The following is a 25,683-nucleotide window of genomic DNA, read 5'->3' as shown; positions in this document are numbered from 1 at the left end:
TTATAAAAATTTAATATTTAATTCCAAAAACAAAGTATTTTTACAGTATTTATTACTCAAAAACGCTTTTTACGCTATAATCGGCAACTTTCGCTTTACAGGATTTCACATAATGTTACAACAATTAAAACTTGCCCTGTCCGGTGCACAAATCCTATTTGTCGCCTTTGGTGCCATGGTCTTGGTACCAGTACTCACAGGGCTTAATCCCGCCATGGCACTGCTGGGCGCAGGCATCGGCACACTGCTTTTTCAATTATGCACCAAACGTAAAGTACCGATTTTTTTAGGTTCTTCCTTTGCTTTTATCGCACCGATTATTTACTCAATCAGCGAATGGGGCATGGGCGCGACCATGTTCGGCTTGTTTGCCGCAGGTTTTATGTATTTTATTTTCGCCGCTTTAATCCGTTGGCGCGGTTTGACAGCAGTGCATAAATTACTTCCCCCTGTCGTCATCGGACCGGTAATTATGGTGATTGGTTTATCTGTCGCCACCGTTGCCAGCGAAATGGCAATGGGCAAAGCAGGTGGCAATCAAGTGGTTGATTATACACAATCATTATTATTGTCGGGCTTTACCTTTGCCGTTACCGTGATAGTGGCGGTATTTGGCAGCAAAATGATGAAGCTGATTCCGATTTTAATCGGTGTAGCAACAGGTTACATCGCTGCATGGTTGATGGGTTTAGTCGATACCACGCCTATTGCCCAAGCGCCTTGGTTTGCCGTTCCCCAATTTCACCGACCCGAAATCAATTGGCAAGCCGCTTTATTTATGTTGCCCGTTGCCATTGCCCCCGCAATTGAACACATTGGCGGCATTATGGCAATCGGCAAAGTAACAGGCAAAGATTACGCCGCCGACCCCGGTTTGGACAAAACCCTTGCCGGCGACGGTTTGGGCGTATGTGTAGCAGGTTTAATCGGCGGACCACCCGTTACCACCTATGGAGAAGTAACCGGTGCGGTTATGCTCACCAAAAACAGCAATCCGGTTATCATGACATGGGCAGCGATTTTTGCCATTACGATGGCTTTTTTTGGTAAATTCAATGCTTTCCTAGCTTCCATTCCCCTGCCCGTTATGGGTGGCGTAATGATTTTGCTGTTTGGCACCATTGCTTCTTTGGGTTTAAAAACCTTAATTGATGCCCAAGTGGATTTAATGAAACCCAAAAATTTAGTAATTGTCAGCGCCGTATTGACCACGGGTGTAGGCGGAATGTTGTTGAAACTCGGCAGCATCAGCTTTGCAGGTGTCGGGCTTTGTGCCATTTTAGCCATTATTTTAAATATGGTTTTGCCTGAACAAGCAGAGTAAGTACCCCACAAAAAACCAACGCTTCTCTTACCAGAAAAGCGTTGGTTTTTGATTTTAATAACGATATTTATCCGTTGCAGGCACAGCAATCCGCCTGCCCTTTTGTTGCGTAGAACGTGCTGTTGTCGGTTTTACTGCTACGCCCGAAACAGTAATTTCAGAACGTAACTTATCTACTGTTTTCTGACCGATGCCTTTCACATTTTTCAGCTCATCTACCGAACGAAAACCGCCATTTTGCTCACGATAAGCAATGATATCCGCAGCTTTTTTCTCGCCAATACCTTTTAAAGTAAGCAATTCGGCAGCCGTCGCCTTATTGATATCGACTTGTGCTGCTGCCCATGAAAAGCTGAATGCCATCCATATTGCCAACAAAATTTTTTTCATCATTTTCTTAATCCTTATTTCAGAAAACAACATCATAATTCCAAATAATTTTTATGGCAAGCAAAAATCCCCCGCTATTAAGCGGGGGATTTGAGTATAGGTAGTTTGGCGGTGCCCTACTTTCGCACGGGGATCCGTACTATCATCGGCGCAGCTGCGTTTCACGGTCCTGTTCGGGAAGGGAAGGGGTGGTACCGCAGCGCTGTTGCCGCCAAACATAAAAGGATAAATCGGAAGCCGCTGTTGGGTAATGATGTATTTCAGTAAACTGATTAAGTACTTCAAATGATAGAGTCAAGCCTTACGGGCAATTAGTACAGGTTAGCTCCACACATTGCTGTGCTTCCACACCCTGCCTATCGACGTTCTGGTCTCGAACGACCCTTTAATGTGGTCAAGCCACAAGGGAAGTCTCATCTTCAGGCGGGTTTCGCGCTTAGATGCTTTCAGCGCTTATCCCTTCCGAACTTAGCTACCCGGCGATGCGACTGGCGTCACAACCGGTACACCAGAGGTTCGTCCACTCCGGTCCTCTCGTACTAGGAGCAGCCCCCGTCAAACTTCCAACGCCCACTGCAGATAGGGACCAAACTGTCTCACGACGTTTTAAACCCAGCTCACGTACCACTTTAAATGGCGAACAGCCATACCCTTGGGACCGACTACAGCCCCAGGATGTGATGAGCCGACATCGAGGTGCCAAACTCCGCCGTCGATATGAACTCTTGGGCGGAATCAGCCTGTTATCCCCGGAGTACCTTTTATCCGTTGAGCGATGGCCCTTCCATACAGAACCACCGGATCACTATGTCCTGCTTTCGCACCTGCTCGACTTGTGGGTCTTGCAGTTAAGCTACCTTATGCCATTGCACTATGAGTCCGATTTCCGACCGGACCTAGGTAACCTTCGAACTCCTCCGTTACACTTTGGGAGGAGACCGCCCCAGTCAAACTGCCTACCATGCACGGTCCCCGATCCGGATGACGGATCTGGGTTAGAACCTCAAAGCCACCAGGGTGGTATTTCAAGGGCGGCTCCGCAGAAACTGGCGTTTCTGTTTCATAGCCTCCCACCTATCCTACACAAGTGACTTCAAAGTCCAATGCAAAGCTGCAGTAAAGGTTCACGGGGTCTTTCCGTCTAGCAGCGGGGAGATTGCATCTTCACAACCATTTCAACTTCGCTGAGTCTCGGGAGGAGACAGTGTGGCCATCGTTACGCCATTCGTGCGGGTCGGAACTTACCCGACAAGGAATTTCGCTACCTTAGGACCGTTATAGTTACGGCCGCCGTTTACTGGGGCTTCGATCCGATGCTTGCACATCTTCAATTAACCTTCCAGCACCGGGCAGGCGTCACACCCTATACGTCCACTTTCGTGTTAGCAGAGTGCTGTGTTTTTAATAAACAGTCGCAGCCACCTATTCTCTGCGGCCCTCTTTGGCTTACGGAGCGAGTCCTTCACCTAAAAGGGCATACCTTCTCCCGAAGTTACGGTATCAATTTGCCGAGTTCCTTCTCCCGAGTTCTCTCAAGCGCCTTAGAATTCTCATCCTGCCCACCTGTGTCGGTTTGCGGTACGGTTCTGATTCAACTGAAGCTTAGTGGCTTTTCCTGGAAGCGTGGTATTTGCTGCTTCGCAACCGTGGTTGCTCGTCATCACGTCTCGGCATTAAGGAAGCGGATTTGCCTACTTCCTCTGCCTACCAGCTTAAACAGACTATTCCAACAGTCTGCCAGCATAACCTTCTCCGTCCCCACATCGCATTGAATCAAAGTACGGGAATATTAACCCGTTTCCCATCGGCTACGCATTTCTGCCTCGCCTTAGGGGCCGACTCACCCTACGCCGATGAACGTTGCGTAGGAAACCTTGGGCTTTCGGCGAGCGGGCTTTTCACCCGCTTTATCGCTACTCATGTCAACATTCGCACTTCTGATACCTCCAGCAGCCTTTACAAGCTGCCTTCACAGGCTTACAGAACGCTCCCCTACCATGCTAGTAAACTAGCATCCGCGGCTTCGGTTACAGATTTGAGCCCCGTTACATCTTCCGCGCAGGAAGACTCGACCAGTGAGCTATTACGCTTTCTTTAAATGATGGCTGCTTCTAAGCCAACATCCTGGCTGTCTGTGCCTTCCCACTTCGTTTACCACTTAATCTGTCATTTGGGACCTTAGCCGGCGGTCTGGGTTGTTTCCCTCTTGACAACGGACGTTAGCACCCGCTGTCTGTCTCCCATGATTGCACTTTCCGGTATTCTTAGTTTGCCATGGGTTGGTAAGTCGCAATGACCCCCTAGCCATAACAGTGCTTTACCCCCGGAAGTGATACATGAGGCACTACCTAAATAGTTTTCGGGGAGAACCAGCTATCTCCGAGTTTGTTTAGCCTTTCACCCCTATCCACAGCTCATCCCCGCATTTTGCAACATGCGTGGGTTCGGACCTCCAGTGCGTGTTACCGCACCTTCATCCTGGCCATGGATAGATCACTCGGTTTCGGGTCTACACCCAGCAACTGTTCGCCCTATTAAGACTCGGTTTCCCTGCGCCTCCCCTACTCGGTTAAGCTCGCTACTGAATGTAAGTCGTTGACCCATTATACAAAAGGTACGCAGTCACCCTATACAGGGCTCCCACTGTTTGTATGCATCAGGTTTCAGGTTCTATTTCACTCCCCTCCCGGGGTTCTTTTCGCCTTTCCCTCACGGTACTGGTTCACTATCGGTCGATGATGAGTATTTAGCCTTGGAGGATGGTCCCCCCGTCTTCGGACAGGATTTCACGTGTCCCGCCTTACTTTTCGTGCGCTTAGTACCATGATAGTGTTTTCGGATACGGGGCTATCACCCACTATGGCGGACGTTTCCAAGTCCTTTTCCTAACACTGCCATTATCACGCACAGGCTTTTCCGTGTTCGCTCGCCACTACTTACGGAATCTCGGTTGATTTCTTTTCCTCCGGGTACTTAGATGGTTCAGTTCTCCGGGTTCGCTTCAGCAGAGCTATGGATTCACTCTGTGATACACACTAGAAAGTGTGTGGGTTTCCCCATTCGGACATCGCGGTATCATTGCTTTATTGCCAGCTTCTCCGCGCTTTTCGCAGGCTTACACGTCCTTCTTCGCCTATCATCGCCAAGGCATCCACCTGATGCACTTATTTACTTGACTCTATCATTTGAAGTACCTGTTGACTTCGTTTGTTTGGTGTTGACGACCAGAACAAACTTCAGATACCCTACTTTGATACAGTTTACTGCTTTGTTGTGAATTGTTCCTGCCTTTTGTGTTCAGGAACAATTGATACAATCATCACCCAAATTACTGTGTCGGTCGGTGCTTTTTAGGCTGCTTGAACGATTTGCAATCCGTTCAAGCCCTTCCGACATCATTGTCTTTGTTTGTTGATTTCGGCTTCCGATTTGTTAAAGAGCGATGCAATTATTTTTTGCAAATAAAAACAGACTATTTTACCTTAATCCGCTTTTATTTGCAAAAGCTTTATTTAATATCTGATGAAATACCTGATATTTGGTGGAGGCAAACGGGATCGAACCGATGACCCCCTGCTTGCAAAGCAGGTGCTCTACCAACTGAGCTATGCCCCCAGTATTCTTCAGTTTGGGTCTTTCAAACGGCTTTAAGCAGCTTGGTGGGTCTGGGAGGACTTGAACCTCCGACCCCACGCTTATCAAGCGTGTGCTCTAACCAGCTGAGCTACAAACCCAAGGTCTTTTTCTTGCATCTAACATGATTACCGATAAGTGCGGATACTTGACCGCTTTCTCTAGAAAGGAGGTGATCCAGCCGCAGGTTCCCCTACGGCTACCTTGTTACGACTTCACCCCAGTCATGAAGCATACCGTGTTAAGCGGGCTCCTTTCGGTTACCCTACCCAATTCTGGTATCCCCCACTCCCATGGTGTGACGGGCGGTGTGTACAAGACCCGGGAACGTATTCACCGCAGTATGCTGACCTGCGATTACTAGCGATTCCGACTTCATGCACTCGAGTTGCAGAGTGCAATCCGGACTACGATCGGTTTTCTGGGATTGGCTCCGCCTCGCGGCTTGGCTACCCTCTGTACCGACCATTGTATGACGTGTGAAGCCCTGGTCATAAGGGCCATGAGGACTTGACGTCATCCCCACCTTCCTCCGGTTTGTCACCGGCAGTCTCATCAGAGTGCCCAACTTAATGATGGCAACTGATGACAAGGGTTGCGCTCGTTGCGGGACTTAACCCAACATCTCACGACACGAGCTGACGACAGCCATGCAGCACCTGTGTTACGGTTCCCGAAGGCACAAGCATATCTCTACGCTCTTCCGTACATGTCAAGACCAGGTAAGGTTCTTCGCGTTGCATCGAATTAATCCACATCATCCACCGCTTGTGCGGGTCCCCGTCAATTCCTTTGAGTTTTAATCTTGCGACCGTACTCCCCAGGCGGTCAATTTCACGCGTTAGCTACGCTACTAAGGTGTCAAGCACCCCAACAGCTAATTGACATCGTTTAGGGCGTGGACTACCAGGGTATCTAATCCTGTTTGCTACCCACGCTTTCGGGCATGAACGTCAGTGTTATCCCAGGGGGCTGCCTTCGCCATCGGTATTCCTCCACATCTCTACGCATTTCACTGCTACACGTGGAATTCTACCCCCCTCTGACACACTCTAGCTATCCAGTTCAGAACGCAGTTCCCAGGTTGAGCCCGGGGATTTCACATCCTGCTTAAATAACCGTCTGCGCCCGCTTTACGCCCAGTAATTCCGATTAACGCTCGCACCCTACGTATTACCGCGGCTGCTGGCACGTAGTTAGCCGGTGCTTATTCTTCGGGTACCGTCATCAGTCATGGGTATTAGCCACAACTTTTTCTTCCCCGACAAAAGTCCTTTACAACCCGAAGGCCTTCTTCAGACACGCGGCATGGCTGGATCAGGCTTGCGCCCATTGTCCAAAATTCCCCACTGCTGCCTCCCGTAGGAGTCTGGGCCGTGTCTCAGTCCCAGTGTGGCGGATCATCCTCTCAGACCCGCTACTGATCGTCGGCTTGGTAGGCTTTTACCCCACCAACTACCTAATCAGACATTGGCCGCTCGGATAACGCGAGGTCAAACGATCCCCCGCTTTCCTTCTTAAAGCGTATGCGGTATTAGCTTACCTTTCGGCAAGTTATCCCCCATTACCCGGTACGTTCCAATGCATTACTCACCCGTTCGCCACTCGCCGGCAGAAGTGCAAGCACTTCCCCGCTGCCGTTCGACTTGCATGTGTAAAGCATGCCGCCAGCGTTCAATCTGAGCCAGGATCAAACTCTTATGTTCAATCTCTAACTTAATAACTTCTGGTCTGCTCAAAAAAACCAACAAGAAACACAACAAACAAACGTTACTGTGTACTCGTCAATCTTGGCAGTGCGGACAAATATCCGCACTTATCGGTAATCAACTGTTAAAGAGCAATAAAAATCACCGCCACAACTTAAAAACCAGTGCTGCAGCAGCGAAAAACCGAACTATACGCACTTTACCAAAACTTGGCAAGCACCAGAACACAAAAAAATGGCAGGAAATTTATCACATCGTTATTTATTAACAGTATTTTGTTGAAAAAATTGTGGCAGAAAATCGGCAGGTGCGTTTACTTGCTGACACTATCCTGCCGAAAAGCGGTGATGTTAGGGTTGCCAGCGGAAGGAATACGGGGGAAATTCAATGTCGCCAATGCGGACTTGCAGGCGGTAATCGCCAAAGGGGTCGCTTTGGTCAAAACGCCAGCAGGTGTGGTATTGGCGGTTGGCATTGGGGGTTTTGGGGCTGGTAATGACGTGGTGGCTGTTGTCGTTATTGCTGACGACCCAAACGCTGCTTTGGCTAAAACGGACACCAGCGGGTGTGTGGAAACTTTCCATTACGATTTGTTGCTGCGGGGCTGCGGGAATGTTTTCAGCAACCCAGCACAGGGATTGCTGTTGGGAAAGGTGGTAACTGCCTGCGTTGAGTTCTAATCCTGATGTGCCATCGGGAGCTTGGCGCAGCGTACCATAGGCAATTTGTGGGGGTGGGACTTGGGCAGCGGCGGTAGCTGATGCGCCAACAAGGAATCCAAACAGGCTGAATTTCAACATACGCAACATGGTTTGCTCCTAGTAATTAAGATGAACATAAAAAACGCACCCATTGTACTGAAGGGTGCGTGTGTGGGAAAGATGCAATTTTAGGCTGGGGCGTGTCCCTATTGGCTTTGCCAAGCGGTTTTTTGCGTAAAAATCGGCGTGTGCAAGGCAAAAATAGGCGCAAGGTTGAACACCTTGCAAGGATTTTTAACGCGGCAGAAGTGGATTTGTACCAAAAACACCGCCGCATAAGCCAATAGGGACACGCCCTAACAGCATTTGCCGCCGTTTGCGCCGCAACGCCGTTTGCTGCAATAGTCTTGGAACTGCTGCTCGCTCATGACGGGGGCGTTGGGATTGTAACGGCGTTGCTGCGCGACATACTGGGCGTAATCGGGCATACCCGCCATCAGGTTGGCGGTGCGCCGTGCGCTGTGCAGCCATTGTTTGACGTTTTGCCATTTGCTCATGATTGTTGCTCGACTTGCTGACCGTTGCGGTAAACGGCAGGAACTTCTTTGGCGGTCGCCCAGCCTACTTTGCGTGCTTTTAAGGCAACGCGCACGCCGTACACGCCCACAATCAGCACTACTGACATAAACAACACAGTCAAACCCGAATTAACATAGTCGTTAAAAACAATCCGTGCCATTTGTTCAGCATCTTTGGCGGGGGCAAGCACTTCGCCTTTAGCGGCGGCTTCGCTGTATTTGGCGGCGTGGCTTAAAAAGCTGACACGCGCTTCGGGGTGAAACAGCTTTTGCATACCCGCATAGCAGGTCACAAACAACACGCCCAAAGCAGGGGTAAGCGTTACCCATACATAGCGTTCGCGTTTCATTTTTACCAGCACCACCGAACACATAATCAAGGCAACACCTGCCAGCATTTGGTTGGCAATACCGAATAAGGGCCACAACGAGTTAATGCCGCCCAAGGGGTCGGTTACGCCTGTGTACAGGAAATAGCCCCACAAACCTACTGCCATCAGCGTGGCAACCAAGTTGGCAGGCAGGCTGTCGGTGTTACCGAAAGGTTTGTAGAACACGCCGCCCAAGTCTTGAATCATAAAACGTGCCACCCGTGTGCCTGCGTCCACCGCCGTTAAAATAAACAGTGCTTCAAACAGCAGGGCAAAGTGATACCAAAACGCCATGCTGAAGCTGGAAACCAGTTGGCTCATAATGTTGGCCATGCCGACCGCCAGCGTGGGCGCACCGCCCGCACGCGACAGAATGGTGGATTCGCCCACGTTTTTCGCCATATCCAACAAAGCGGCTTCAGTCACGGGGAAACCGACTTTATTGGTAATCACTTGCGCGGCATTGGCAGCGTCCGTGCCGATTAAGGCAGCAGGGCTGTTCATGGCAAAGTAAATACCGGGGTCAAGTGACGCTGCCGCCGCCAACGCCATAATCGCCACAAAACTTTCCATAATCATGCCGCCGTAACCAATCATGCGCACATGGGTTTCGTTTTCCAACATTTTCGGCGTCGTGCCTGAAGAAATCAGCGCGTGGAAGCCCGATACCGCGCCGCAGGCAATGGTAATAAACAGGAACGGAAACAGGCTGCCTGAAAACACAGGACCGGTGCCGTCAATAAATTTCGTTACCGCAGGCATTTGCAAAGTGGGATTCACAATCACAATACCAATTGCCAACGCCACAATCGTACCGATTTTCAAGAAGGTGGACAGATAATCACGCGGGGTCAGCAGCAGCCACACAGGCAGCACTGCCGCCACAAAGCCGTAAATCATAATCGCCCACGTCAGCTGCGTACCGTCCAAATCAAAGATTTGACCGAAGCTGCTGTGTGCCACGTTTTCGCCGAACACAATCGCCGCCATCAGCAAAATAAAGCCAACAATGGAAATTTCACCGATTTTACCGGGGCGGATATAGCGCGTGTACAAACCCATAAACAGCGCAATCGGAATCGTTGCCGCAATGGTAAACGTCCCCCACGGGCTGTGTACCAAGGCTTTGACCACAATCAACGCCAGCACCGCCATAATAATGACCATAATCATCAGAATGCCGATGGACGCAATCACACCCGGAACCGTACCCAATTCCTGTTTAACAATATCGCCCAAAGACTTACCGTCGCGGCGCATGGACACGAACAGCACCATCATATCCTGTACCGCACCGGCAAACACCACGCCGAAAATAATCCACAGCGTACCAGGCAGATAACCCATCTGCGCCGCCAACACAGGACCCACCAACGGACCCGCACCCGCAATCGCGGCAAAATGGTGTCCGAACAACACACCTTTGTGGGTCGGTACATAATCCAAACCGTCGTTGTGGCGTTCGGCGGGGGTTAAGCGGTTGGGGTCAAGCTGCATCACGTTTTTGGCGATATACAGGCTGTAATAGCGGTACGCCACGCAATACACCGATACGGCAGCAGACACCATCCAAATCGCGCTGACCTGTTCGCCACGGTGCAGTGCCAGCGTGGTAAACGAAGCCACCCCCACCAGCACCACCAAGCCCCAAATCAGCAAGTCTTTGAGCTTATTCATGATTAAATTTCCCAAAAATAAAGAAACGAAAAAGGCGTTTCAATCCCTGAAACGCCTTAAAGCATAATACATTTTTCTACTGCTTAACAGATTTTTACTGCCATTATTGAAGCTAAATCAAATAATCCTTGCTTTATTGTTGCGATTAACAGCCAAATCCAACACCAAGTTTTTTTCGCCTGATTAAGCCCCCGCCTTGCATCAACTTTTTTAAATTCTGCTAAAATCGCCGTTTATCAAAACTTTGTTGGTACACAATCATGAGTATCGCCAATAACCGCAAAGCGTTTCACGATTATTTTATTGAAGAGCAGCTTCAAGCAGGTTTGGTGCTGGAAGGCTGGGAAGTAAAAGCCATCCGCGCAGGACGGGTGCAGCTAAAAGAAAGCTATATCCATTGGAAAAACGGTGCGTTTTATCTGGTGGGTTGCCACATTACCGCGCTGCCTACCGCTTCCACCCACGTTAAACCCGACCCCGTGCGCCCGCGCAAATTATTACTTAATCAGCGCGAAATCAATAAGCTGATTGGCAAAACCGAACGCGCAGGCTACACCATTGTGCCTTTAAATATGCACTTGCACCGTGGGCGCATCAAAGCCGATATCGGGCTGGCAAAAGGTAAAAAACAACACGATAAGCGTGAATCCGCCAAAGAAGCCGATTGGAAGCGCGAAAAACAGCGTTTGATGAAAAACGCACGTTAAAAAAGGGCTTGCCATGTCTGTTACTGCCGTGATTGCTTTTGGCAGCAATCTGCAACAACCCGCCGAACAAGTCCGCCGCGCCGCCGCTGCTGTGGCGGCTTTAGACGGCGTGCGTTTGCTGCGCCTGTCGTCTTTATACCGCACCGCGCCCGTGGGCTATACCGACCAGCCCGATTTTATCAACGCCGCCGCGCTGGTAGAAAGCGATTGGGACGCAGAAACGCTGTTACGCGCCTTGCAAAACATTGAACAGACATTCGGGCGCGAACGCAGTTTCCGCAATGCGCCGCGCACTTTGGATTTGGATATTATTGACTTTAATGGCGAAAGCCATCACAGCAGCAGTCTCACTCTGCCCCACCCCCGCGCTGTAGAACGGGCGTTTGTGATGTATCCGCTTGCCGAAATTGCCCCCGATTATGTATTGAACGAGCAAACCGCTGCCGAAATCGCCGCCACTTTGCCATCAAACGGTATTGTCAAACTAAACGATGAACAAACGGCTTAATATCCCGTTTATGCTAATGTGGCTGCTGTTTGCCGCCACAAGCACACCTGCTTCCGCCGCCACCTATATCTGTCTGTCAAACGGCAAACCCGTTTACACCACCGAGCGGCAAGGTTTGCAGTCTTGTCGCCTGTCGCAAATGGACGGCATTACCGAAAGCCCGCAAACCGCTTTTTCGCCCGCGCCACAGGTGTCTGCCGAAGTTGCCCTGCCCGCCGCTTCCGCGCCCGCCGCTGACGATACCCCCGCCAATCCAAACGATGATGCCATTACCCAAATTTGGCAACGCTACGAATACGGTAGCTTTGACAACACCCCGATTTTGCCGCCGCTGCCCAAGCCCGCACCTGTTGCGCCCAACCCAGTTGTCCCACACTCCAAAAAAACCACACCGCCGCGACCACGCCACACCCTTATCGCCCCACCACCACCACCCAAGCGCCGCGATATTTTGGCAAACGAAATAGCCCGAGAAAATCAAGCCCTCGCCCACGCGCAACGTGCTTTGCAATCCGCGCAAAAACGACAGGACAGCGTCGCCGTGCGCCGTTTGTCCGATATTGTGCGCGACCGCGAAGCCAATATCCGCGCCTTACAGCAAGAATGGAAACGGTAGTTTTTCTTGACGGTACGCACAAAAAACCGCATAATTTAACGTTTAGGATTAAATTTCCGCCGCATGTGCGCGTTGTGGAAGCATTTGGGCTGCCGACAGGCAGTGGCGTTTAGGAGGTGATGTTGAATCATCGGGCAAGCACCGCCCCGCTTCCCATGAAGCGCAAACCGTGCATTCAGGCAGAATGTCTGCCGTTTTTTATTTTTATTTACTTTATATTAAAGGATAAAACATGCCTACTATTCGTGTAAAAGAAAACGAACCCTTTGAAGTTGCCATGCGCCGTTTCAAACGCGCCATTGAAAAAACCGGCTTGCTGACCGAATTGCGCGCCCGTGAAGCCTACGAAAAACCCACCACCGAACGCAAACGCAAAAAAGCCGCTGCCGTAAAACGTCTGCAAAAACGCCTGCGCAGCCATCAATTGCCCCCCAAAATGTATTGATTTTGCCAAAATAAATGCTCACAAAAGCACCACACTATTTTAGTGGTGCTTTTTTTAATGCTTTAAATCCAATGCACTTGCAAATTAACAAGAGAAAAGGTTAAGATAACGTGTTCATGTCAAATTATGCAACTTTAACATATTGGAGAAAAACGTGATGATACGAGCAAATGGTATTGCCGCACTAACTGCCTTAATGATTTTAAGTGGTTGCGCATCAGTCGCCACTGCGCCAGCAGAACACTCCGAACAAGCTAAAAAATTTCAATTACCTGCCGAAGGTAAAGCAGGGTTATATGTTTACCGTGTAGGCAGTTTAGGTGGTGCTTTAAAAAAAGATATTTGGGTAGATGGGGAATGCCTAGGTGAATCTGCACCAAATGTATTTTTCCATACCGAATTACCTTCGGGGACACATCAAATTGCAACCGAATCAGAATTCTCCCCCAATATTTTAAGCATCAACATGGAAAATGGTAAAAACTATTTTGTTCGTCAATACATGAAATTAGGTGTATTTGTAGGTGGAGCAAATTTGGAACAAGTAGATGAAGCCAAAGGAAAATCAGCGATATCCAAATTAAACATGGCAAAACGTGGCAATTGCAGCAAACCCAAACTATAAATATAGTTGATAAAAATAAAAACGAGAAAAGACGACAACGCCCGCCGTGCACGGGTAGTACATCAGGGCGTTGGCAACGCCTTATCGTTGCGATTTTAATCAACTATAAAAAATCCCGCTACATTTTACTGTGGCGGGATTTTCTTGGCTTAAACCTTATTCTGCGGGCGCAACTTCCACGCCGTCATCTTCAGGCGTGCCTTCGTGTACCAACTGCACCAAGCCCGATTGTTCGCGGATTTTACGGTCAATTTCCGCTGCAATTTCAGGATTTTCTTTTAACCATTGGCGCGAATTGTCTTTGCCCTGACCGATTTTTGCACCGTTGTAGCTAAACCACGCGCCCGATTTTTGCACCACGCCCGCTTTTACGCCCAAATCAATCAGTTCGCCTTCATAGCTGATGCCTTCGCCATACAAAATATCAAAATCGGCAATGCGGAACGGCGGCGCAACCTTGTTTTTAATCACTTTTACTTTGGTTTCATTGCCCAAAACATCGTCGCCTTTTTTGATTTGTACACCACGGCGGATGTCCAAACGCACCGATGCGTAGAATTTCAGCGCATTACCGCCCGTGGTGGTTTCGGGGCTGCCGAACATCACGCCAATTTTCATGCGGATTTGGTTAATAAACACCACCAAAGTATTGGTTTTTTTGATGTTGCCTGTTAATTTACGCAGGGCTTGGCTCATCAAGCGGGCGTGTAAACCCACATGGCTGTCGCCCATTTCGCCTTCAATTTCGGCTTTGGGCACCAGCGCGGCAACCGAATCCACCACCACCATGTCCACACCGCCGCTGCGTACCAGCATGTCGCAGATTTCCAAAGCCTGTTCGCCCGTATCGGGTTGCGACACCAGCAGCTCTTCCACATTCACGCCCAATTTACGCGCATACACGGGGTCAAAAGCGTTTTCGGCATCAATAAAGGCACATACGCCGCCATTTTTTTGGCATTGGGCGATGGTTTCCAAACACAAAGTGGTTTTGCCTGACGATTCGGGTCCGAAAATTTCCACAATCCGTCCGCGTGGCAAACCGCCTACGCCCAAGGCAAGGTCAATCGTCAGCGAGCCAGTGGAAATCACTTGCAAATCGTCTTCCTGATGGCTGCCGTCCATTTTCATGACCGCGCCTTTGCCGAAACTTTTTTCAATTTGGGCGAGCGCGGCTTGCAGGGCAAGGCTTTTTTCGTTGTCGGGTTTTGTTGCCATAATGGTTCTCGAATTGGGTTGGAAAAGAACGATTATAACGGAAAACGTCACAGTACAGGCTGTGGCGTTTTTATTATTTATCCTATCAATACAAATGGTTAATTAGTTGTTGTTTCCGTTGACGAAAGCTGCGCCCACGCCCGTTTCAGGTAGTAGAGCATAGACCAAACCGTCAGCACCACCGCCACAAACATCAGCACATTGCCCCACACATACAAATCGATACCGTAAAAATCGCGGTCGTTAATCAGCAGCATAATAATGGCGGCGATTTGGGCAGCGGTTTTAAATTTCCCCAAACTCACCACCGCCACGCTGCTGCGTCGTCCCATCTGCGCCATCCATTCACGCAAAGCCGATACGGTAATTTCGCGCCCGATAATAATAATGGCAAACAGGGCAAAAGTGCGGTTAAACTGCACCAGTAAAATCAATGCCGCCGCCACCATCAGCTTATCGGCAACAGGGTCGAGAAACGCGCCAAAATCAGAAGTCTGCGCCCAACGTCGCGCCAAAAAGCCGTCAAACCAATCGGTAATGCCTGCCGCAGCAAACACCAGCGCCGCCGCCCAATTGATACCCGCCTGCGGCAGCCAGCCTGTCGGCAGATACAAAATCACGGCAAACACCGGAATCAATACAATACGCAACCAAGTTAATAATATCGGGATATTCCAAGGCATGGTACGGGTTCCTTATTGTGTAGTGTGAATATATAGGCAAAGCATCATACGCCCGCCATATGGTTCAATTATAACGGCAATTGCCAAAGGCTTCAGCATTTTCTCAATACCGCGCCAAACGGCAAAACGGCTTTCCCGTATCAGGAAAGCCGTTTTTTTATTTTATCCAATATTAGGGCGTGTCCCTATTTGCTTTGCCAAGCGGTTTTTTGAGTAGAAATCTGCGTATGCAAGGCAAAAATCCACGCAAGGTTGGACACCTTGCAAGGATTTTTAACGCGGCAGACGCGGGTTGATACCAAAAACACCGCCGCATAAGTAAATAGGGACACGCCCTAGGATTTAGTGATGATGGTGTCCGTCAGGACCATGCACATGACCGTGGGCGATTTCTTCGGCAGAAGCCTCGCGGATATTATCTACTGTGGCTTTAAAGCGGATTTTCATGCCTGCCAAGGGGTGATTGCCGTCTACCACCACTTTACCGTCTGCCACATCCACCACGCGGTAAACGATAATGCCGCCTGTTTCGGGGTCGTCTGCTTCAAACATCATACCCAATTCCACATCAACGGGGAACACATCGGCGTTTTCCACGCGAATCAGTTCGGGTTCTTGCTCGCCAAAGGCATCATCGGGCGATAAAACCACATCAATGCTGTCGCCAATGTGTTTTTCGTGCAGGGCTTCTTCCACCAAAGGAAAAATACCGTCGTAGCCGCCGTGCAGGTAGGCGATGGGTTCAACAGTTTTGTCAATCAGTTCGTTGTCGGCGTTGTACATTTCATAGTGCAGGGTTACGACAGAATTTTTCTTAATGCTCATGCAAATTTCCTTCATTCAGGCAGGTGTCAAAAAACGGCAGCACCGCTGCCGAAAACAGGGGTGCAGTATAACACAAACCGCGCTTTTTTCTGTCGCTGCCGCGCAACAAACGCTTTTTGCCACATTTTGCCCCTTTGCGCCCGTTTTGCGCCAATTCAATTTAAAACAATTGTTTTAAAAAAAAATTAACTGGTATAAATACACTAGTTACGCGCAAACACAACGGCATTTGTCGCAAAAACGCGCCAATCGTATTGATAACGCTGGCAATAATGATTGCACAGAAAATTATTTTCAGGCAAAATACAGCACTTTCCTGCGGTTCCCTGTATCCGAACGCGTATCACGAAGCGGTGCACGGGTCGTAATTTATTCAATCCATTCACACATAGGTGTTTATTATGAAAAAATCCCTCGCAGCCGTTGCTTTGATGTCTCTGTTTGTTGCCGCTTGCGGCGGTGAGCAAAAAGCCCCCGAAGCGCCCCAACAAACCGTTACCCCCGCTTCTGCGGTTGAAAGCGCTGCTTCTACTGCTGCCAGCGAAGCTTCCAGCGTATTGGACGCTGCTGCTTCTAAAGCAACCGAAGTAAAAGCAGACATGGCTTCTATGGCTGCTTCTGCTGCTGAAGCTGTTGCCAACACTGCAACTGAAGTAAAAGAAGAGATGGCTTCTACTGCTGAAGCTGCCGCTGCTTCTGCTGCCAAATAAGTTTTGCCCTGCTGCATAATTGTTTGATAAGAAACCTGCCAAGTGGCAGGTTTTTTCGTTTTAGAAAATATTAAGGAATCATGATGACGGTTTTTAAAGAACGCATCGCCCATTTGCGCGGCGTGATGAAACAGCACGCTTTGGACGCATGGATAGTCCCCACCGCCGACCCGCACCTTTCCGAATACTTGCCCGAACACTGGCAAAGCCGCTTGTGGCTGTCGGGATTTACTGGCTCGGCAGGCACGCTGGTGGTGTGCGCCGATTATGCAGGATTGTGGGCAGACAGCCGCTATTGGACACAGGCACAGGCGCAATTGGCGGGCAGCGGTATTCGCTTACACAAGCTGGGCGAAGACCAAGATTATCCGCAATGGCTGGCAGACCATCTGCCCGAAGCCGCGCGTATCGGTGTGGCGGCAGATATGCTGTCGCAGCGCAACGCCGAGCAACTGCGCCAAGTTTTTGCGGCAAAAAAACAAATTTTGCAATGCGATACCGATTTAAGCCATGAAGTGTGGACGGAACGTCCGCCGCTGCCGCGCAGCGAAGTTTATCCGCACCCGCCCGAATTTTGCGGCGAAACCGCCGCCGCCAAACTTGCCCGCGTACGCGCAGCCATGCACGAAGCAGGCGCAGACCATCATTTATTGTCGTCTCTAGACGATATTGCTTGGCTGACCAATTTGCGCGGCAGCGATGTTTCGCATAACCCCGTGTTTTTGGCGCACCTGCTGATTAACGACACACAAGCAGTCTTGTTTACCGACCACACCCGCATCAGTCCCGCCGCACAACAAACCTTACAAACAGCAGGCATCAGCCTTGCCCCCTATCACAACATCGGCGCAACAGTCGCCCAACTGCACGGTACGCTGTTGTGCGACCCCGCCAAAACCGCCGTTTCGGTGTTGCGCCACTTGCCCGACAGCACGTCCGTATTGGCGCAAATCAATCCGTCCACGCTGTTTAAATCCTGCAAAACCCCTGCAGAAATCACCCATATCCGCCAAGCCATGATTCAGGACGGCGTGGCGTTATGCGGATTTTTTGCCGAGTTAGAACAAAAACTTGCCGACAAAGTCCCACTCACCGAATGCGACATCGACACCCTGCTGATTGAGCACCGCAGCCGTCAGCCGCATTATGTGTCGCCCAGTTTTGACACCATTGCAGGCTTTAACGCCAACGGCGCATTACCGCACTACCGCGCCACCGCCGAAGCCCACAGCACCATTGAAGGCGACGGTTTGCTGCTGATTGATTCGGGGGCGCAATACCTGAACGGTACCACCGACATTACCCGCGTTGTGCCTGTCGGTACGCCCACCGCTGCCCACAAACGCGATTTTACTTTGGTCTTAAAAGCGCATATTGCTTTGGCACGCGCCGTGTTCCCCGAAAACCTGCCTGCCCCACTGATTGACAGCATCTGCCGTTTACCGCTGTGGCAGGCGCAGTGCGATTACGGACACGGCACGGGACACGGCGTGGGCTATTTTTTAAATGTTCACGAAGGTCCACAGGTTATCGCCTGCCGTACTGCTGCCAATCCGCATCATGCTTTAAAAATCGGTATGCTGACTTCCAACGAACCAGGGCTGTACCGTCCCGAACAATGGGGCATCCGTATTGAAAACCTGATTATCACCCAAGCTGTTGCACAGCCGCAGGAAAGCGCGTTTGGCAAATTCTTGTGCTTTGAAACCGTTACCCTGTGTCCGATTGATACCCGTTTGATTGATTTGGCATTATTAGATGATGGCGAACGCGCTTGGTTAAACGGCTACCACGCCGAAGTCCGCGCCAAGCTGTATGAACACACCACGGGCGCGGCGCGGGCATGGTTGTTGCAGCGCACCGAAGCCGTTTAAGTTTTTTTCAAAAAACCACAGGCGCAAGAACCCAATCTTGCGCCTGTTTTTTATCCTGACTGCCGCCGCGCCGCCATTACCTTGCCCATTTGCGCCAATACAGATGGTGGTAAAACCTGTTTGCCCAAATCAAATAAAGGCTCTTCCCATGCCATGTGTCGGTGGTAACTTTCGGCAAAATCGTTTGCCAAACCAATGGGAAAAGTGTGGCTGCTGCCGTTTTCCAGCGCGGTAAATCGGGCTTCTACCTGCGCCCACAGTGTTGAAAGGGTATGGTGTTCCTTGGCTAATTGTGCCACCGCATCGGCGGCGTGCGGGGCGTGTGCCAGCAGTGCAGGAAAAAAATTCTGTTCTTCATCATCGTGATGCAGGGGCGCGGCTTGGCTAAAGTAGCGGCGGATGCGGGCGATACTGTTTCGGGCATCGGCATCGCAGCCATTTTCTGCCAAATAGTGCGCCAAACGCTGCAATTCGCTGCAAAAACGGCGCACATTGCCGTGGCAGGCGTAAAGCATGGCAACGGGGTCGTCCCAAGTGGGGGCGGGTTGGGGGGAAAGGGTCAGCATTGTTTATCTAGGAAAAAAACGCTGCCTGCGTATAAATACCGCAGACAGCGCCACAGTCAATCAATAGGTGTCGTTACCCGATTTTTTTTGGATAAATTCAATTTTGTAGCCGTCAGGGTCTTCCACAAAGGCAATGATGGTGCTGCCGTGTTTCATCGGTCCTGCTTCGCGGGTAACTTTTCCGCCTTTGGCACGCACGGCATCGCAAGCAGCATAAGCATCATCTACTTCCAAGGCGATGTGTCCGTAACCGTTGCCCAAATCGTAAGAATCGGTGTCCCAATTGTGGGTCAGCTCAATCACAGCGGTTTCGCTTTCCGCACCGTAGCCGACAAATGCCAAAGTAAAACGTCCTTCGGGGTAGTCTTTGCGGCGCAGCAGCTGCATGCCCAAAACCTCGGTGTAAAACGCCAGTGATTTCTCTAAATCGCCTACACGCAACATGGTGTGTAATAAACGCATGGTCAGTTCCTTTTATTAGGGTTGGAAAAAAACCATTCTAGCATAAGCGCGGCAGGGCATTTTGTTCTACAATGCCGTTGTGAAGAAATTAATTAAGGAATATTGCCATGCACCATGCTTATATTCTCGGTACAGGCAGCTATCTGCCTGAACAGCGCGTCAGCAATGATGAATTGGCGCAACGTGTGGATACGTCTGACGAATGGATTACCATCCGCACAGGCATTAAAGCCCGCCACCTTGCCGCTGAACACGAAAAAACCAGCGATTTGGCTGCCGAAGCCGCCCGCCGTGCTTTGGCAGATGCGGGCGTGGCTGCCGAAGAAATTGATTTGATTATTGTAGCAACGGCAACGCCCGATATGCAGTTTCCCGCCACTGCCACCATTGTGCAAAATAAATTGGGGATAGCAGGTTGCCCCGCGTTTGACGTGCAAGCCGTGTGCGCGGGCTTTATGTATGCCTTGGCAACGGCAAACGCCTATATCCAAAGCGGTATGGCGCAAAAAGTTTTGGTGATTGGCGCAGAAATTTTCAGCCGTATTGTAGATTGGAACGACCGCAGCACCTGTGTGCTATTTGGCGACGGCGCGGGTGCGGCGGTATTGGGGCGCAGCAGCGAAGCGGGCATTATCGCCAGCAAACTGCACGCTGACGGCAATTATCTGAAGCTGTTAAACGTTCCCGCACAAATGGCAGGTGGACAGGTAAACGGTACGCCTTTTGTGCAGATGGACGGACAGGGCGTGTTTAAATTTGCGGTTAAACAGCTTTCTGCCGTTGCCGAAGAAGTCTTAACCGCCGCAGGCATGAGCGCGGACGAAATTGATTGGATTGTGCCGCATCAGGCCAACCGCCGCATTATTGAAGCCACCGCCAAACATTTGGGTTTGGGCATGGACAAAGTGATTGTAACCGTGGCAGAACACGCCAACACTTCCGCCGCTTCCATTCCGCTGGCATTGGACGCGGGCATTAAAGACGGGCGCATCCAACGCGGGCAAACGCTGTTGCTGGAAGGCATCGGCGGCGGTTTTGCGTGGGGTGCGGTGTTGTTGAAATACTGAACCATGCCTGCCCCGACAGCCCTGTTTTGACAAATTTAGAGTCTGTCCATTACAATTTTATTCCGCTGCCCCCAACCCGTTCCAAACCGATGAGCCACACGCCCAACCTGCCTTCCGTTGTCGCGGCAACGAATATGCCCGCTACCGTTTACGAGTCTTCCGTCCGCCCGCTGGTGTATGCCGATGACACTTTGGTACAACGCGGCGATTTCGTATTGCGGCTAAGCGAAAGCGAAGGGCGGATTGTGGATGCGGGCGTGGCACGGGTGTGGGACACCCTTTATTACGACAACGGCTTGCCCATCGGCACAGTGCTGGTGGCTGCAGATGCCCCGCACAACTACCTGCCCAATTTTGAAAGTTTTACCCTGACCTACGGCGACGGCACGGTTAAGCATTATTTCCGCAACCGCGATACGCTGGACGAATACGCCACCCGTACCCTACTCAGCCCCCTGTTCCGCGCGGGCAACTACATCAAACATTGGCACGCCGATACCGCCCGCATCACCCTCAAGCCGCTGATTCATCATCAGCCCCACCCCCAGCCTGCCGATTTTTCCCGCAAACGGTTTTTTTTAGAAACCGTTAAAAAGCAGGCAGACGAAGGCAATGCCCTGTGTTTGTTTGTGATGGCGCTGTACCGCCGCGCCAAACGCCGTTATGCCGATGCCATCTGCTACTTCCGCGCCGCCGCCGAGCGCAACTGTGCCGCTGCATGGTTGGAATTGGGCATAGAATATTCAAGCGGTATGCTGTTGGAACACAATCCGTTTAAAGCCGCGCAATGCTTTTTGCAAGCCGCCGAAAACGGCGATATGCTGGGACAGTACTACACCGCCGTCAATATGATACACGGCAGCAACGGCATCGCCCAAAACGACGCTCAAGCCCTGTACTGGCTGTGCCGTGCCGCCGAAAACGGCAGCGCTGCCGCCTGTTTGGAAGCAGGCATCTATTATCTCAACGGCAGCTTCCATCATCTGCATCCCAAAAACAGCCCTTACCGCTTAAACCCCATTACCGCACCGCGTTATGAAGCCGCCGCCGCCATGTTTGCCAAAGCCGCTTTCAGCGAATGGGAAGGCGCAGCCGTAGCCAAATTTCATCTGGCAGAATGCTACCGTTTGGGCAGGGGCGTGCGCCATAACGACAACGACGCCCAAGAACTGTACCGCGCCGCCGCCGAAGAAGGCGATTGGAACGATGAAGCCGTACAAGCCGCCGCTTACCGTTGCGGCAATGTCTCGGTGCTGGAAACCGCCGCCGAAAACGGTCAGCCCTATGCTGCCTACTTAATCGGCAAAATGTACTGGCACGGCGAACGCACCGACCGCGACCGCAATTTGGGACGGCGCTATCTGCGTCAGGCTTTGGAATCCCCGCACGAATGTTCCGCCCAAGCCGGCGAGCTGCTGCACGAAAAAGACGCGCACTAGGGCGCGTCCCCGTTTGCTTTGCCAAGCGGTTTTTTGCGTAAAAATCCGCGTATGCAAGGCAAAAATCCGCGCAAGGTTGGACACCTTGCAAGGGTTTTTAACGCGGCAGGCGCGGATTTGTACCAAAAACACCGCCGCATAAGTAAAGGGGGATGCGCCCTAAATTCCCCTTTCCGTTTTTTCGGAAAGGGTTTGTTTTATTATGGAAAGTACCATGAATTACGCCCTTGATGCCCTATGGTGGCGTTTGCGCCGCCCCGCCGTCCGCCAACTCGCCGCCTTGCTGACTGCCCCGCCCCTGTGGCACAGCGGCTGTGAATTACCCGTGCGTGAACTGCTGGGCGATAAGGGTTTTCGTCTGCTGCTGGATTGGGACGACAAAGGCATCAAGGGCTTACCCGAAGCCCACAGCGATGAGCGTCTTGGGCATTACGCCGAACGCCTGCTGGTGTTTTGGTTGAGCCACGCCCCGCACAGTCGTTTGCTGGCGCACAATCTGCCCGTGTGTTATCCCAACGGACAGACAGCAGGCGCGTTGGACTTTATTGCCGAATTAAATGGCATAAGGTATCACATTGAATTGTGTTGCAAATATGTTGGCGCGGCAGACGGCACACCCGAAAAAATGGCGGGTTTGAATCCCACCGATACCTTGTCGCAAAAATCCGCCAAATTACTCAAACAATTGGATTTATCACGCAGCGCAGCGGCTGTGCAGGCATTGACGGCGGCAGGTATTACCCCCGACAGCTTGCGCCGCGTGTCGCTGGTGCGTGGCATGGGCTTTAGCACAGACGGCAGTTTGCCCGAGACTGCGCCTTATACCGCCAATGCGTGGACGGGACGTTTACTGACCCGTTTGCCTGAAGCAGCGGACGGCTGCCGTTGGTACGCCTTGAAACGGCAGGAATATTTAGCCCCCGTGCGTGTGCAAACTGCTGACTTGTTGCCCCCAGATGTCGCTACGCCCAACGGACTCTACGCCGAAACCGCTTTACGCGATGACGGTTATTGGCACGAAACGGCGCGGGTAATGTTGCGTGTGGAATAATCAGAAGCTAATTTCCACTTAGCCTGAGAGAGAATAGAAATTGAATTCAATGAGTAAAAGTAGAAAAGTATTCTTTTTGAATTTTTTTGCCATTTTCATTATATTCTTCAATTATCTTAATATGGAAGACTGGATTGGAAGTTTTATTAATTTTATTTTTGATAAAATTAATAAAATCTTTCCTAGAATTAATTTGCCTAAAATTGATTTTTCAAAATGGACTAATGAAATTTTTGCGTTTATTAGGGAAGAAATGCCACCTATTATTTATAGGACAATAGTACTTATTATAAGTGTAATATTGGCATCTTTTTTTAAAACTGATATTAACTTTTACGAATTGTTTCTTAGTTTTATTTCTTTGAAATATCACTCTTTCATTCCTTTATTAATGGGTTCTCTAGCTATCTTATTTCTAATTTTCGGAAAAAAGATAAGTGGAAAGGCAAAAGGTTTAATAGAAGCGGTTATTGCTTTTCTCGTTTCCATATCTGTGGTTTATTTTTTATCTTTAATCTCTTTCATTATATTTGGAGTGTTTAATGTAGAAGATGTTGGGTATGAGCTTTATTTTATGGTAATTAGTGGGCTCTATGTTGCCCTATATTTACAATTAGGCATGTTGAATTTATTAAAGTTTTTACTCCATGAGAGAGGGGAAAGAAATAAGGCGGCAGAAAAATTGCGAAAAGAATTAAAGGAAATAACGGTGATACGTTTTAAAGAACTGTGGCATAATTTGAAAACAATTGGTTATTCTAAAACGAAAGATGATTGAAATGAAACAAATCGTTATTCTACCGGGTGACGGCATCGGACCTGAAATTACCGCTCAAGCCGTGCGCTTGCTCGACAAGCTGATTGAACAAGGCTTGGACGCGCAATACCAATACGCTCCTTTGGGCGGTGCGGCTTATGACGAATACGGCTCGCCCTATCCCGAATTTACCCAAAAACTGTGCCGCGAAGCCGATGCCGTGTTGTTGGGCGCGGTGGGTTCGCCGCAATACGATAATCTGGAACGCAGCCTGCGCCCCGAACGCGGTTTGTTGGCGATTCGTAAAGACTTGAATTTGTTTGCCAACCTGCGCCCTGCCGTGTTGTACCCCGAATTGGCGGACGCGTCCACGCTCAAACCCGAAGTGGTGGCGGGCTTGGATATTCTGATTGTGCGCGAACTGACGGGCGACATTTATTTCGGCGAACCGCGCGGCATCCGCACCTTGGACAACGGCGAACGCGAAGGCTTTAACACCATGCGTTACAGCGAAAGCGAAATCCGCCGCATTGCCAAAGTGTCGTTTGAAGCGGCGCAAAAACGCAGCAAAAAACTGTGTTCCGTAGATAAAGCCAATGTGTTAGAAACCACTGAATTGTGGAAAGAAATCTTTACTGAAGTGGGCAAAGATTATCCCGATGTACAGTTAAGCCATATGTATGTGGACAACGCCGCCATGCAGTTGGTACGCGCCCCCAAACAGTTTGACGTAATTGCCACAGGCAATATTTTCGGCGATATTTTAAGCGACCAAGCCTCTATGCTCACAGGTTCAATTGGTATGCTGCCCTCTGCATCGCTGGACGAAAACGGCAAAGGTTTGTATGAACCTTCACACGGTTCCGCGCCCGACATTGCCGGACAAAACAAAGCCAACCCCTTGGCAACCGTATTATCGCTGGCGATGCTGCTGCGTTACAGTCTGCAAGACGAAGTCCGCGCCGCACAAGTGGAAAACGCCGTGCAAACCGTGTTGCGCCAAGGCTTACGCACCGCCGATATTGCCGAAGCGGGCGTATCCCCCGTTTCCTGTTCGCAAATGGGAGATGCCCTGTTAGCTGCTTTATAATGGTTTGGCGGGCTGTGGTTGCGCCATCAGCCCGCTGATTAACGAAAGACCGATATGACGACCCTAGCCACCCTTACCGTACAAGACCACAGCCTAGGCGGACAAGTATTGAACGAATTGTTCCTTAAATTCCGCAACAACCGCATCAGCGTTGCCGAACTGATTGAACAGCGTGTCCGCGCTGAAGTGGACGACTACAACCAACGCGCCGACCAAGCCGTATCGCGCCATAATTTGGTTACGCCCACCGAAACCGAACAGCTGCTCAACGGCAGTCCCAAAGGCAAAAAACGTCCGCTGATTAACGCCGACAAACAAGTTGCCACTGCCTTGGCGGCTTTTCGTCAAAACGGCTTTTTTGTGCTGGCAGACAACCGCCAATTGGAAAATCTGGACGACATGATTTACCTGCGCGATGATTTGGTGGTCAGCTTTATCAAATTAACGCCTTTAGTGGGTGGTTGATTTTAATGGGTTTTATTATGGATTGATTGCCATAAGATTCCAAACCCTGCCTTGAACGCACCATCATTTTGTGCTTAAATACCGTTTTTACCGCTTGAAACAGGGGTGCTGCGTACCATTGCGCGGCTGAGAATCACCCTTTGCACCCGAACAGGATAATGCCTGCGTGGGGAGTTTCCTTGCCTGTGTGTG

Annotated in this window: 23 protein-coding genes, 2 tRNA genes, 3 rRNA genes and 1 riboswitch; of the genes, 14 read left to right on the top strand and 14 right to left on the bottom strand. The window is 50.3% G+C overall.

Going from position 1 to position 25,683, the window contains the following annotated elements; all coding sequences use genetic code 11:
* The first annotated feature begins 112 nt into the window (after positions 1-112).
* Positions 113-1,324, top strand: a complete 1,212-nt coding sequence (locus H3L98_RS04645; protein WP_027020970.1) for a uracil-xanthine permease family protein — start codon at positions 113-115, stop codon at positions 1,322-1,324.
* 54 nt (positions 1,325-1,378) lie between these two features.
* On the opposite strand, the gene H3L98_RS04640 is transcribed toward H3L98_RS04645, so the two are convergent.
* The 9 genes from H3L98_RS04640 to H3L98_RS04600 form a co-directional block, all read right to left on the bottom strand.
* Positions 1,379-1,717: a ComEA family DNA-binding protein gene (locus H3L98_RS04640; RefSeq protein WP_246327839.1), complete on the bottom strand. Its 339-nt coding sequence runs from the start codon at positions 1,715-1,717 to the stop codon at positions 1,379-1,381.
* Between the two features lie 100 nt (positions 1,718-1,817).
* Positions 1,818-1,930, bottom strand: a 5S ribosomal RNA gene (gene rrf, locus H3L98_RS04635).
* Positions 1,931-2,004: 74 nt separating this feature from the next.
* A 23S ribosomal RNA gene (locus H3L98_RS04630) occupies positions 2,005-4,892 on the bottom strand.
* Between the two features lie 361 nt (positions 4,893-5,253).
* Positions 5,254-5,329 (bottom strand) — tRNA-Ala (locus tag H3L98_RS04625).
* 42 nt (positions 5,330-5,371) lie between these two features.
* Positions 5,372-5,448, bottom strand: a tRNA-Ile gene (locus H3L98_RS04620).
* A 64-nt stretch (positions 5,449-5,512) separates the two neighbouring features.
* Positions 5,513-7,053 (bottom strand): 16S ribosomal RNA (locus H3L98_RS04615).
* The 16S, 23S and 5S rRNA genes sit together here with 2 tRNA genes alongside, the layout of an rRNA operon.
* A gap of 353 nt (positions 7,054-7,406) precedes the next feature.
* Complete coding sequence (locus H3L98_RS04610; protein ID WP_027022453.1) at positions 7,407-7,865, bottom strand: hypothetical protein; 459 nt, start codon at positions 7,863-7,865, stop codon at positions 7,407-7,409.
* A gap of 248 nt (positions 7,866-8,113) precedes the next feature.
* Positions 8,114-8,314: a YbdD/YjiX family protein gene (locus tag H3L98_RS04605; protein ID WP_034333800.1), complete on the bottom strand. Its 201-nt coding sequence runs from the start codon at positions 8,312-8,314 to the stop codon at positions 8,114-8,116.
* The gene (locus tag H3L98_RS04600) at positions 8,311-10,383 is read right to left on the bottom strand and encodes a carbon starvation CstA family protein (RefSeq protein ID WP_027022454.1); all 2,073 of its coding nucleotides are present in this window, start codon (positions 10,381-10,383) and stop codon (positions 8,311-8,313) included. The genes H3L98_RS04605 and H3L98_RS04600 overlap by 4 nt, the downstream gene beginning before the upstream one ends.
* Before the next feature lie 260 nt (positions 10,384-10,643).
* Here H3L98_RS04600 and smpB point away from each other — a divergent pair, with 260 nt between their 5' ends.
* The 5 genes from smpB to H3L98_RS04575 all read left to right on the top strand — a co-directional run bounded on the left by smpB (position 10,644) and on the right by H3L98_RS04575 (position 13,284).
* Complete coding sequence (gene smpB / locus H3L98_RS04595; RefSeq protein ID WP_027022455.1) at positions 10,644-11,090, top strand: SsrA-binding protein SmpB; 447 nt, start codon at positions 10,644-10,646, stop codon at positions 11,088-11,090.
* Positions 11,091-11,103: 13 nt separating this feature from the next.
* Positions 11,104-11,598 carry a 2-amino-4-hydroxy-6-hydroxymethyldihydropteridine diphosphokinase gene (gene folK, locus H3L98_RS04590; protein WP_027022456.1) on the top strand — a complete coding sequence of 165 codons (495 nt, stop codon included), beginning with the start codon at positions 11,104-11,106 and terminating at the stop codon, positions 11,596-11,598.
* Positions 11,582-12,214: a hypothetical protein gene (locus H3L98_RS04585; RefSeq protein WP_156932331.1), complete on the top strand. Its 633-nt coding sequence runs from the start codon at positions 11,582-11,584 to the stop codon at positions 12,212-12,214. Before folK ends, H3L98_RS04585 begins: the two co-directional genes overlap by 17 nt.
* Positions 12,215-12,446: 232 nt before the next feature.
* Positions 12,447-12,659: a 30S ribosomal protein S21 gene (rpsU, locus tag H3L98_RS04580; RefSeq protein WP_027022457.1), complete on the top strand. Its 213-nt coding sequence runs from the start codon at positions 12,447-12,449 to the stop codon at positions 12,657-12,659.
* Between the two features lie 157 nt (positions 12,660-12,816).
* Positions 12,817-13,284 carry a DUF2846 domain-containing protein gene (locus tag H3L98_RS04575; RefSeq protein WP_084481911.1) on the top strand — a complete coding sequence of 156 codons (468 nt, stop codon included), beginning with the start codon at positions 12,817-12,819 and terminating at the stop codon, positions 13,282-13,284.
* Positions 13,285-13,440: 156 nt separating this feature from the next.
* On the opposite strand, the gene recA is transcribed toward H3L98_RS04575, so the two are convergent.
* The 3 genes from recA to H3L98_RS04560 all read right to left on the bottom strand — a co-directional run bounded on the left by recA (position 13,441) and on the right by H3L98_RS04560 (position 16,010).
* Complete coding sequence (gene recA, locus H3L98_RS04570; RefSeq protein WP_027022459.1) at positions 13,441-14,502, bottom strand: recombinase RecA; 1,062 nt, start codon at positions 14,500-14,502, stop codon at positions 13,441-13,443.
* A gap of 98 nt (positions 14,503-14,600) precedes the next feature.
* The gene (pgsA, locus tag H3L98_RS04565) at positions 14,601-15,185 is read right to left on the bottom strand and encodes a CDP-diacylglycerol--glycerol-3-phosphate 3-phosphatidyltransferase (RefSeq protein ID WP_027022460.1); all 585 of its coding nucleotides are present in this window, start codon (positions 15,183-15,185) and stop codon (positions 14,601-14,603) included.
* 342 nt (positions 15,186-15,527) lie between these two features.
* Positions 15,528-16,010: an FKBP-type peptidyl-prolyl cis-trans isomerase gene (locus H3L98_RS04560; RefSeq protein ID WP_027022461.1), complete on the bottom strand. Its 483-nt coding sequence runs from the start codon at positions 16,008-16,010 to the stop codon at positions 15,528-15,530.
* Positions 16,011-16,411: 401 nt separating this feature from the next.
* On the opposite strand from H3L98_RS04560, the gene H3L98_RS04555 reads away from it, so the two are divergent.
* Together H3L98_RS04555 and H3L98_RS04550 are read left to right on the top strand one after the other, a co-directional pair.
* Positions 16,412-16,720 carry a hypothetical protein gene (locus H3L98_RS04555; RefSeq protein WP_027022462.1) on the top strand — a complete coding sequence of 103 codons (309 nt, stop codon included), beginning with the start codon at positions 16,412-16,414 and terminating at the stop codon, positions 16,718-16,720.
* Between the two features lie 83 nt (positions 16,721-16,803).
* Positions 16,804-18,594, top strand: a complete 1,791-nt coding sequence (locus H3L98_RS04550) for an aminopeptidase P family protein (protein WP_027022463.1) — start codon at positions 16,804-16,806, stop codon at positions 18,592-18,594.
* 50 nt (positions 18,595-18,644) lie between these two features.
* On the opposite strand, the gene H3L98_RS04545 is transcribed toward H3L98_RS04550, so the two are convergent.
* Positions 18,645-19,160, bottom strand: coding sequence for a hemerythrin domain-containing protein (locus tag H3L98_RS04545; RefSeq protein WP_027022464.1), 516 nt, complete (start codon positions 19,158-19,160; stop codon positions 18,645-18,647).
* Between the two features lie 60 nt (positions 19,161-19,220).
* Complete coding sequence (gene gloA, locus H3L98_RS04540) at positions 19,221-19,622, bottom strand: lactoylglutathione lyase (protein WP_027022465.1); 402 nt, start codon at positions 19,620-19,622, stop codon at positions 19,221-19,223.
* Positions 19,623-19,729: 107 nt separating this feature from the next.
* Between gloA and H3L98_RS04535 the strand changes: the two genes are divergently transcribed.
* From H3L98_RS04535 to H3L98_RS04510, 6 genes are all read left to right on the top strand, one after another.
* Positions 19,730-20,689, top strand: coding sequence for a beta-ketoacyl-ACP synthase III (locus H3L98_RS04535; RefSeq protein ID WP_027022466.1), 960 nt, complete (start codon positions 19,730-19,732; stop codon positions 20,687-20,689).
* Between the two features lie 89 nt (positions 20,690-20,778).
* Complete coding sequence (locus H3L98_RS04530; protein ID WP_051532132.1) at positions 20,779-22,128, top strand: tetratricopeptide repeat protein; 1,350 nt, start codon at positions 20,779-20,781, stop codon at positions 22,126-22,128.
* A gap of 214 nt (positions 22,129-22,342) precedes the next feature.
* Entirely contained in the window at positions 22,343-23,179 is an 837-nt protein-coding gene (locus tag H3L98_RS04525) for a DUF1853 family protein (RefSeq protein WP_027022468.1), read from the top strand.
* A gap of 121 nt (positions 23,180-23,300) precedes the next feature.
* Positions 23,301-23,957, top strand: coding sequence for a hypothetical protein (locus tag H3L98_RS04520; protein ID WP_027022469.1), 657 nt, complete (start codon positions 23,301-23,303; stop codon positions 23,955-23,957).
* 1 nt (position 23,958) lies between these two features.
* Entirely contained in the window at positions 23,959-25,026 is a 1,068-nt protein-coding gene (gene leuB, locus H3L98_RS04515; RefSeq protein ID WP_034333835.1) for a 3-isopropylmalate dehydrogenase, read from the top strand.
* A 54-nt stretch (positions 25,027-25,080) separates the two neighbouring features.
* Positions 25,081-25,491 (top strand): hypothetical protein, encoded by a 411-nt coding sequence (locus H3L98_RS04510; protein WP_027022471.1) that lies wholly within the window; start codon positions 25,081-25,083, stop codon positions 25,489-25,491.
* 91 nt (positions 25,492-25,582) lie between these two features.
* Positions 25,583-25,681: riboswitch (TPP riboswitch) on the top strand.
* The last annotated feature ends 2 nt before the right edge of the window (positions 25,682-25,683 follow it).

Origin of the sequence: Conchiformibius steedae (assembly GCF_014054725.1) — a bacterium.
GTDB lineage: Bacteria > Pseudomonadota > Gammaproteobacteria > Burkholderiales > Neisseriaceae > Conchiformibius > Conchiformibius steedae.
This window is presented reverse-complemented; position numbering and strand designations above follow the sequence as displayed.

Bases quoted from the DNA above. Each gene is read 5' to 3' on its own strand.
- H3L98_RS04645 (WP_027020970.1), top strand. From the start codon at position 113: ATGTTACAACAATTAAAACTTGCCCTGTCCGGTGCACAAATCCTATTT.
- H3L98_RS04640 (WP_246327839.1), bottom strand. From the start codon at position 1,717: ATGATGAAAAAAATTTTGTTGGCAATATGGATGGCATTCAGCTTTTCA.
- H3L98_RS04610 (WP_027022453.1), bottom strand. From the start codon at position 7,865: ATGTTGCGTATGTTGAAATTCAGCCTGTTTGGATTCCTTGTTGGCGCA.
- H3L98_RS04605 (WP_034333800.1), bottom strand. From the start codon at position 8,314: ATGAGCAAATGGCAAAACGTCAAACAATGGCTGCACAGCGCACGGCGC.
- H3L98_RS04600 (WP_027022454.1), bottom strand. From the start codon at position 10,383: ATGAATAAGCTCAAAGACTTGCTGATTTGGGGCTTGGTGGTGCTGGTG.
- smpB (WP_027022455.1), top strand. From the start codon at position 10,644: ATGAGTATCGCCAATAACCGCAAAGCGTTTCACGATTATTTTATTGAA.
- folK (WP_027022456.1), top strand. From the start codon at position 11,104: ATGTCTGTTACTGCCGTGATTGCTTTTGGCAGCAATCTGCAACAACCC.
- H3L98_RS04585 (WP_156932331.1), top strand. From the start codon at position 11,582: ATGAACAAACGGCTTAATATCCCGTTTATGCTAATGTGGCTGCTGTTT.
- rpsU (WP_027022457.1), top strand. From the start codon at position 12,447: ATGCCTACTATTCGTGTAAAAGAAAACGAACCCTTTGAAGTTGCCATG.
- H3L98_RS04575 (WP_084481911.1), top strand. From the start codon at position 12,817: ATGATACGAGCAAATGGTATTGCCGCACTAACTGCCTTAATGATTTTA.
- recA (WP_027022459.1), bottom strand. From the start codon at position 14,502: ATGGCAACAAAACCCGACAACGAAAAAAGCCTTGCCCTGCAAGCCGCG.
- pgsA (WP_027022460.1), bottom strand. From the start codon at position 15,185: ATGCCTTGGAATATCCCGATATTATTAACTTGGTTGCGTATTGTATTG.
- H3L98_RS04560 (WP_027022461.1), bottom strand. From the start codon at position 16,010: ATGAGCATTAAGAAAAATTCTGTCGTAACCCTGCACTATGAAATGTAC.
- H3L98_RS04555 (WP_027022462.1), top strand. From the start codon at position 16,412: ATGAAAAAATCCCTCGCAGCCGTTGCTTTGATGTCTCTGTTTGTTGCC.
- H3L98_RS04550 (WP_027022463.1), top strand. From the start codon at position 16,804: ATGACGGTTTTTAAAGAACGCATCGCCCATTTGCGCGGCGTGATGAAA.
- H3L98_RS04545 (WP_027022464.1), bottom strand. From the start codon at position 19,160: ATGCTGACCCTTTCCCCCCAACCCGCCCCCACTTGGGACGACCCCGTT.
- gloA (WP_027022465.1), bottom strand. From the start codon at position 19,622: ATGCGTTTATTACACACCATGTTGCGTGTAGGCGATTTAGAGAAATCA.
- H3L98_RS04535 (WP_027022466.1), top strand. From the start codon at position 19,730: ATGCACCATGCTTATATTCTCGGTACAGGCAGCTATCTGCCTGAACAG.
- H3L98_RS04530 (WP_051532132.1), top strand. From the start codon at position 20,779: ATGAGCCACACGCCCAACCTGCCTTCCGTTGTCGCGGCAACGAATATG.
- H3L98_RS04525 (WP_027022468.1), top strand. From the start codon at position 22,343: ATGAATTACGCCCTTGATGCCCTATGGTGGCGTTTGCGCCGCCCCGCC.
- H3L98_RS04520 (WP_027022469.1), top strand. From the start codon at position 23,301: ATGGAAGACTGGATTGGAAGTTTTATTAATTTTATTTTTGATAAAATT.
- leuB (WP_034333835.1), top strand. From the start codon at position 23,959: ATGAAACAAATCGTTATTCTACCGGGTGACGGCATCGGACCTGAAATT.
- H3L98_RS04510 (WP_027022471.1), top strand. From the start codon at position 25,081: ATGACGACCCTAGCCACCCTTACCGTACAAGACCACAGCCTAGGCGGA.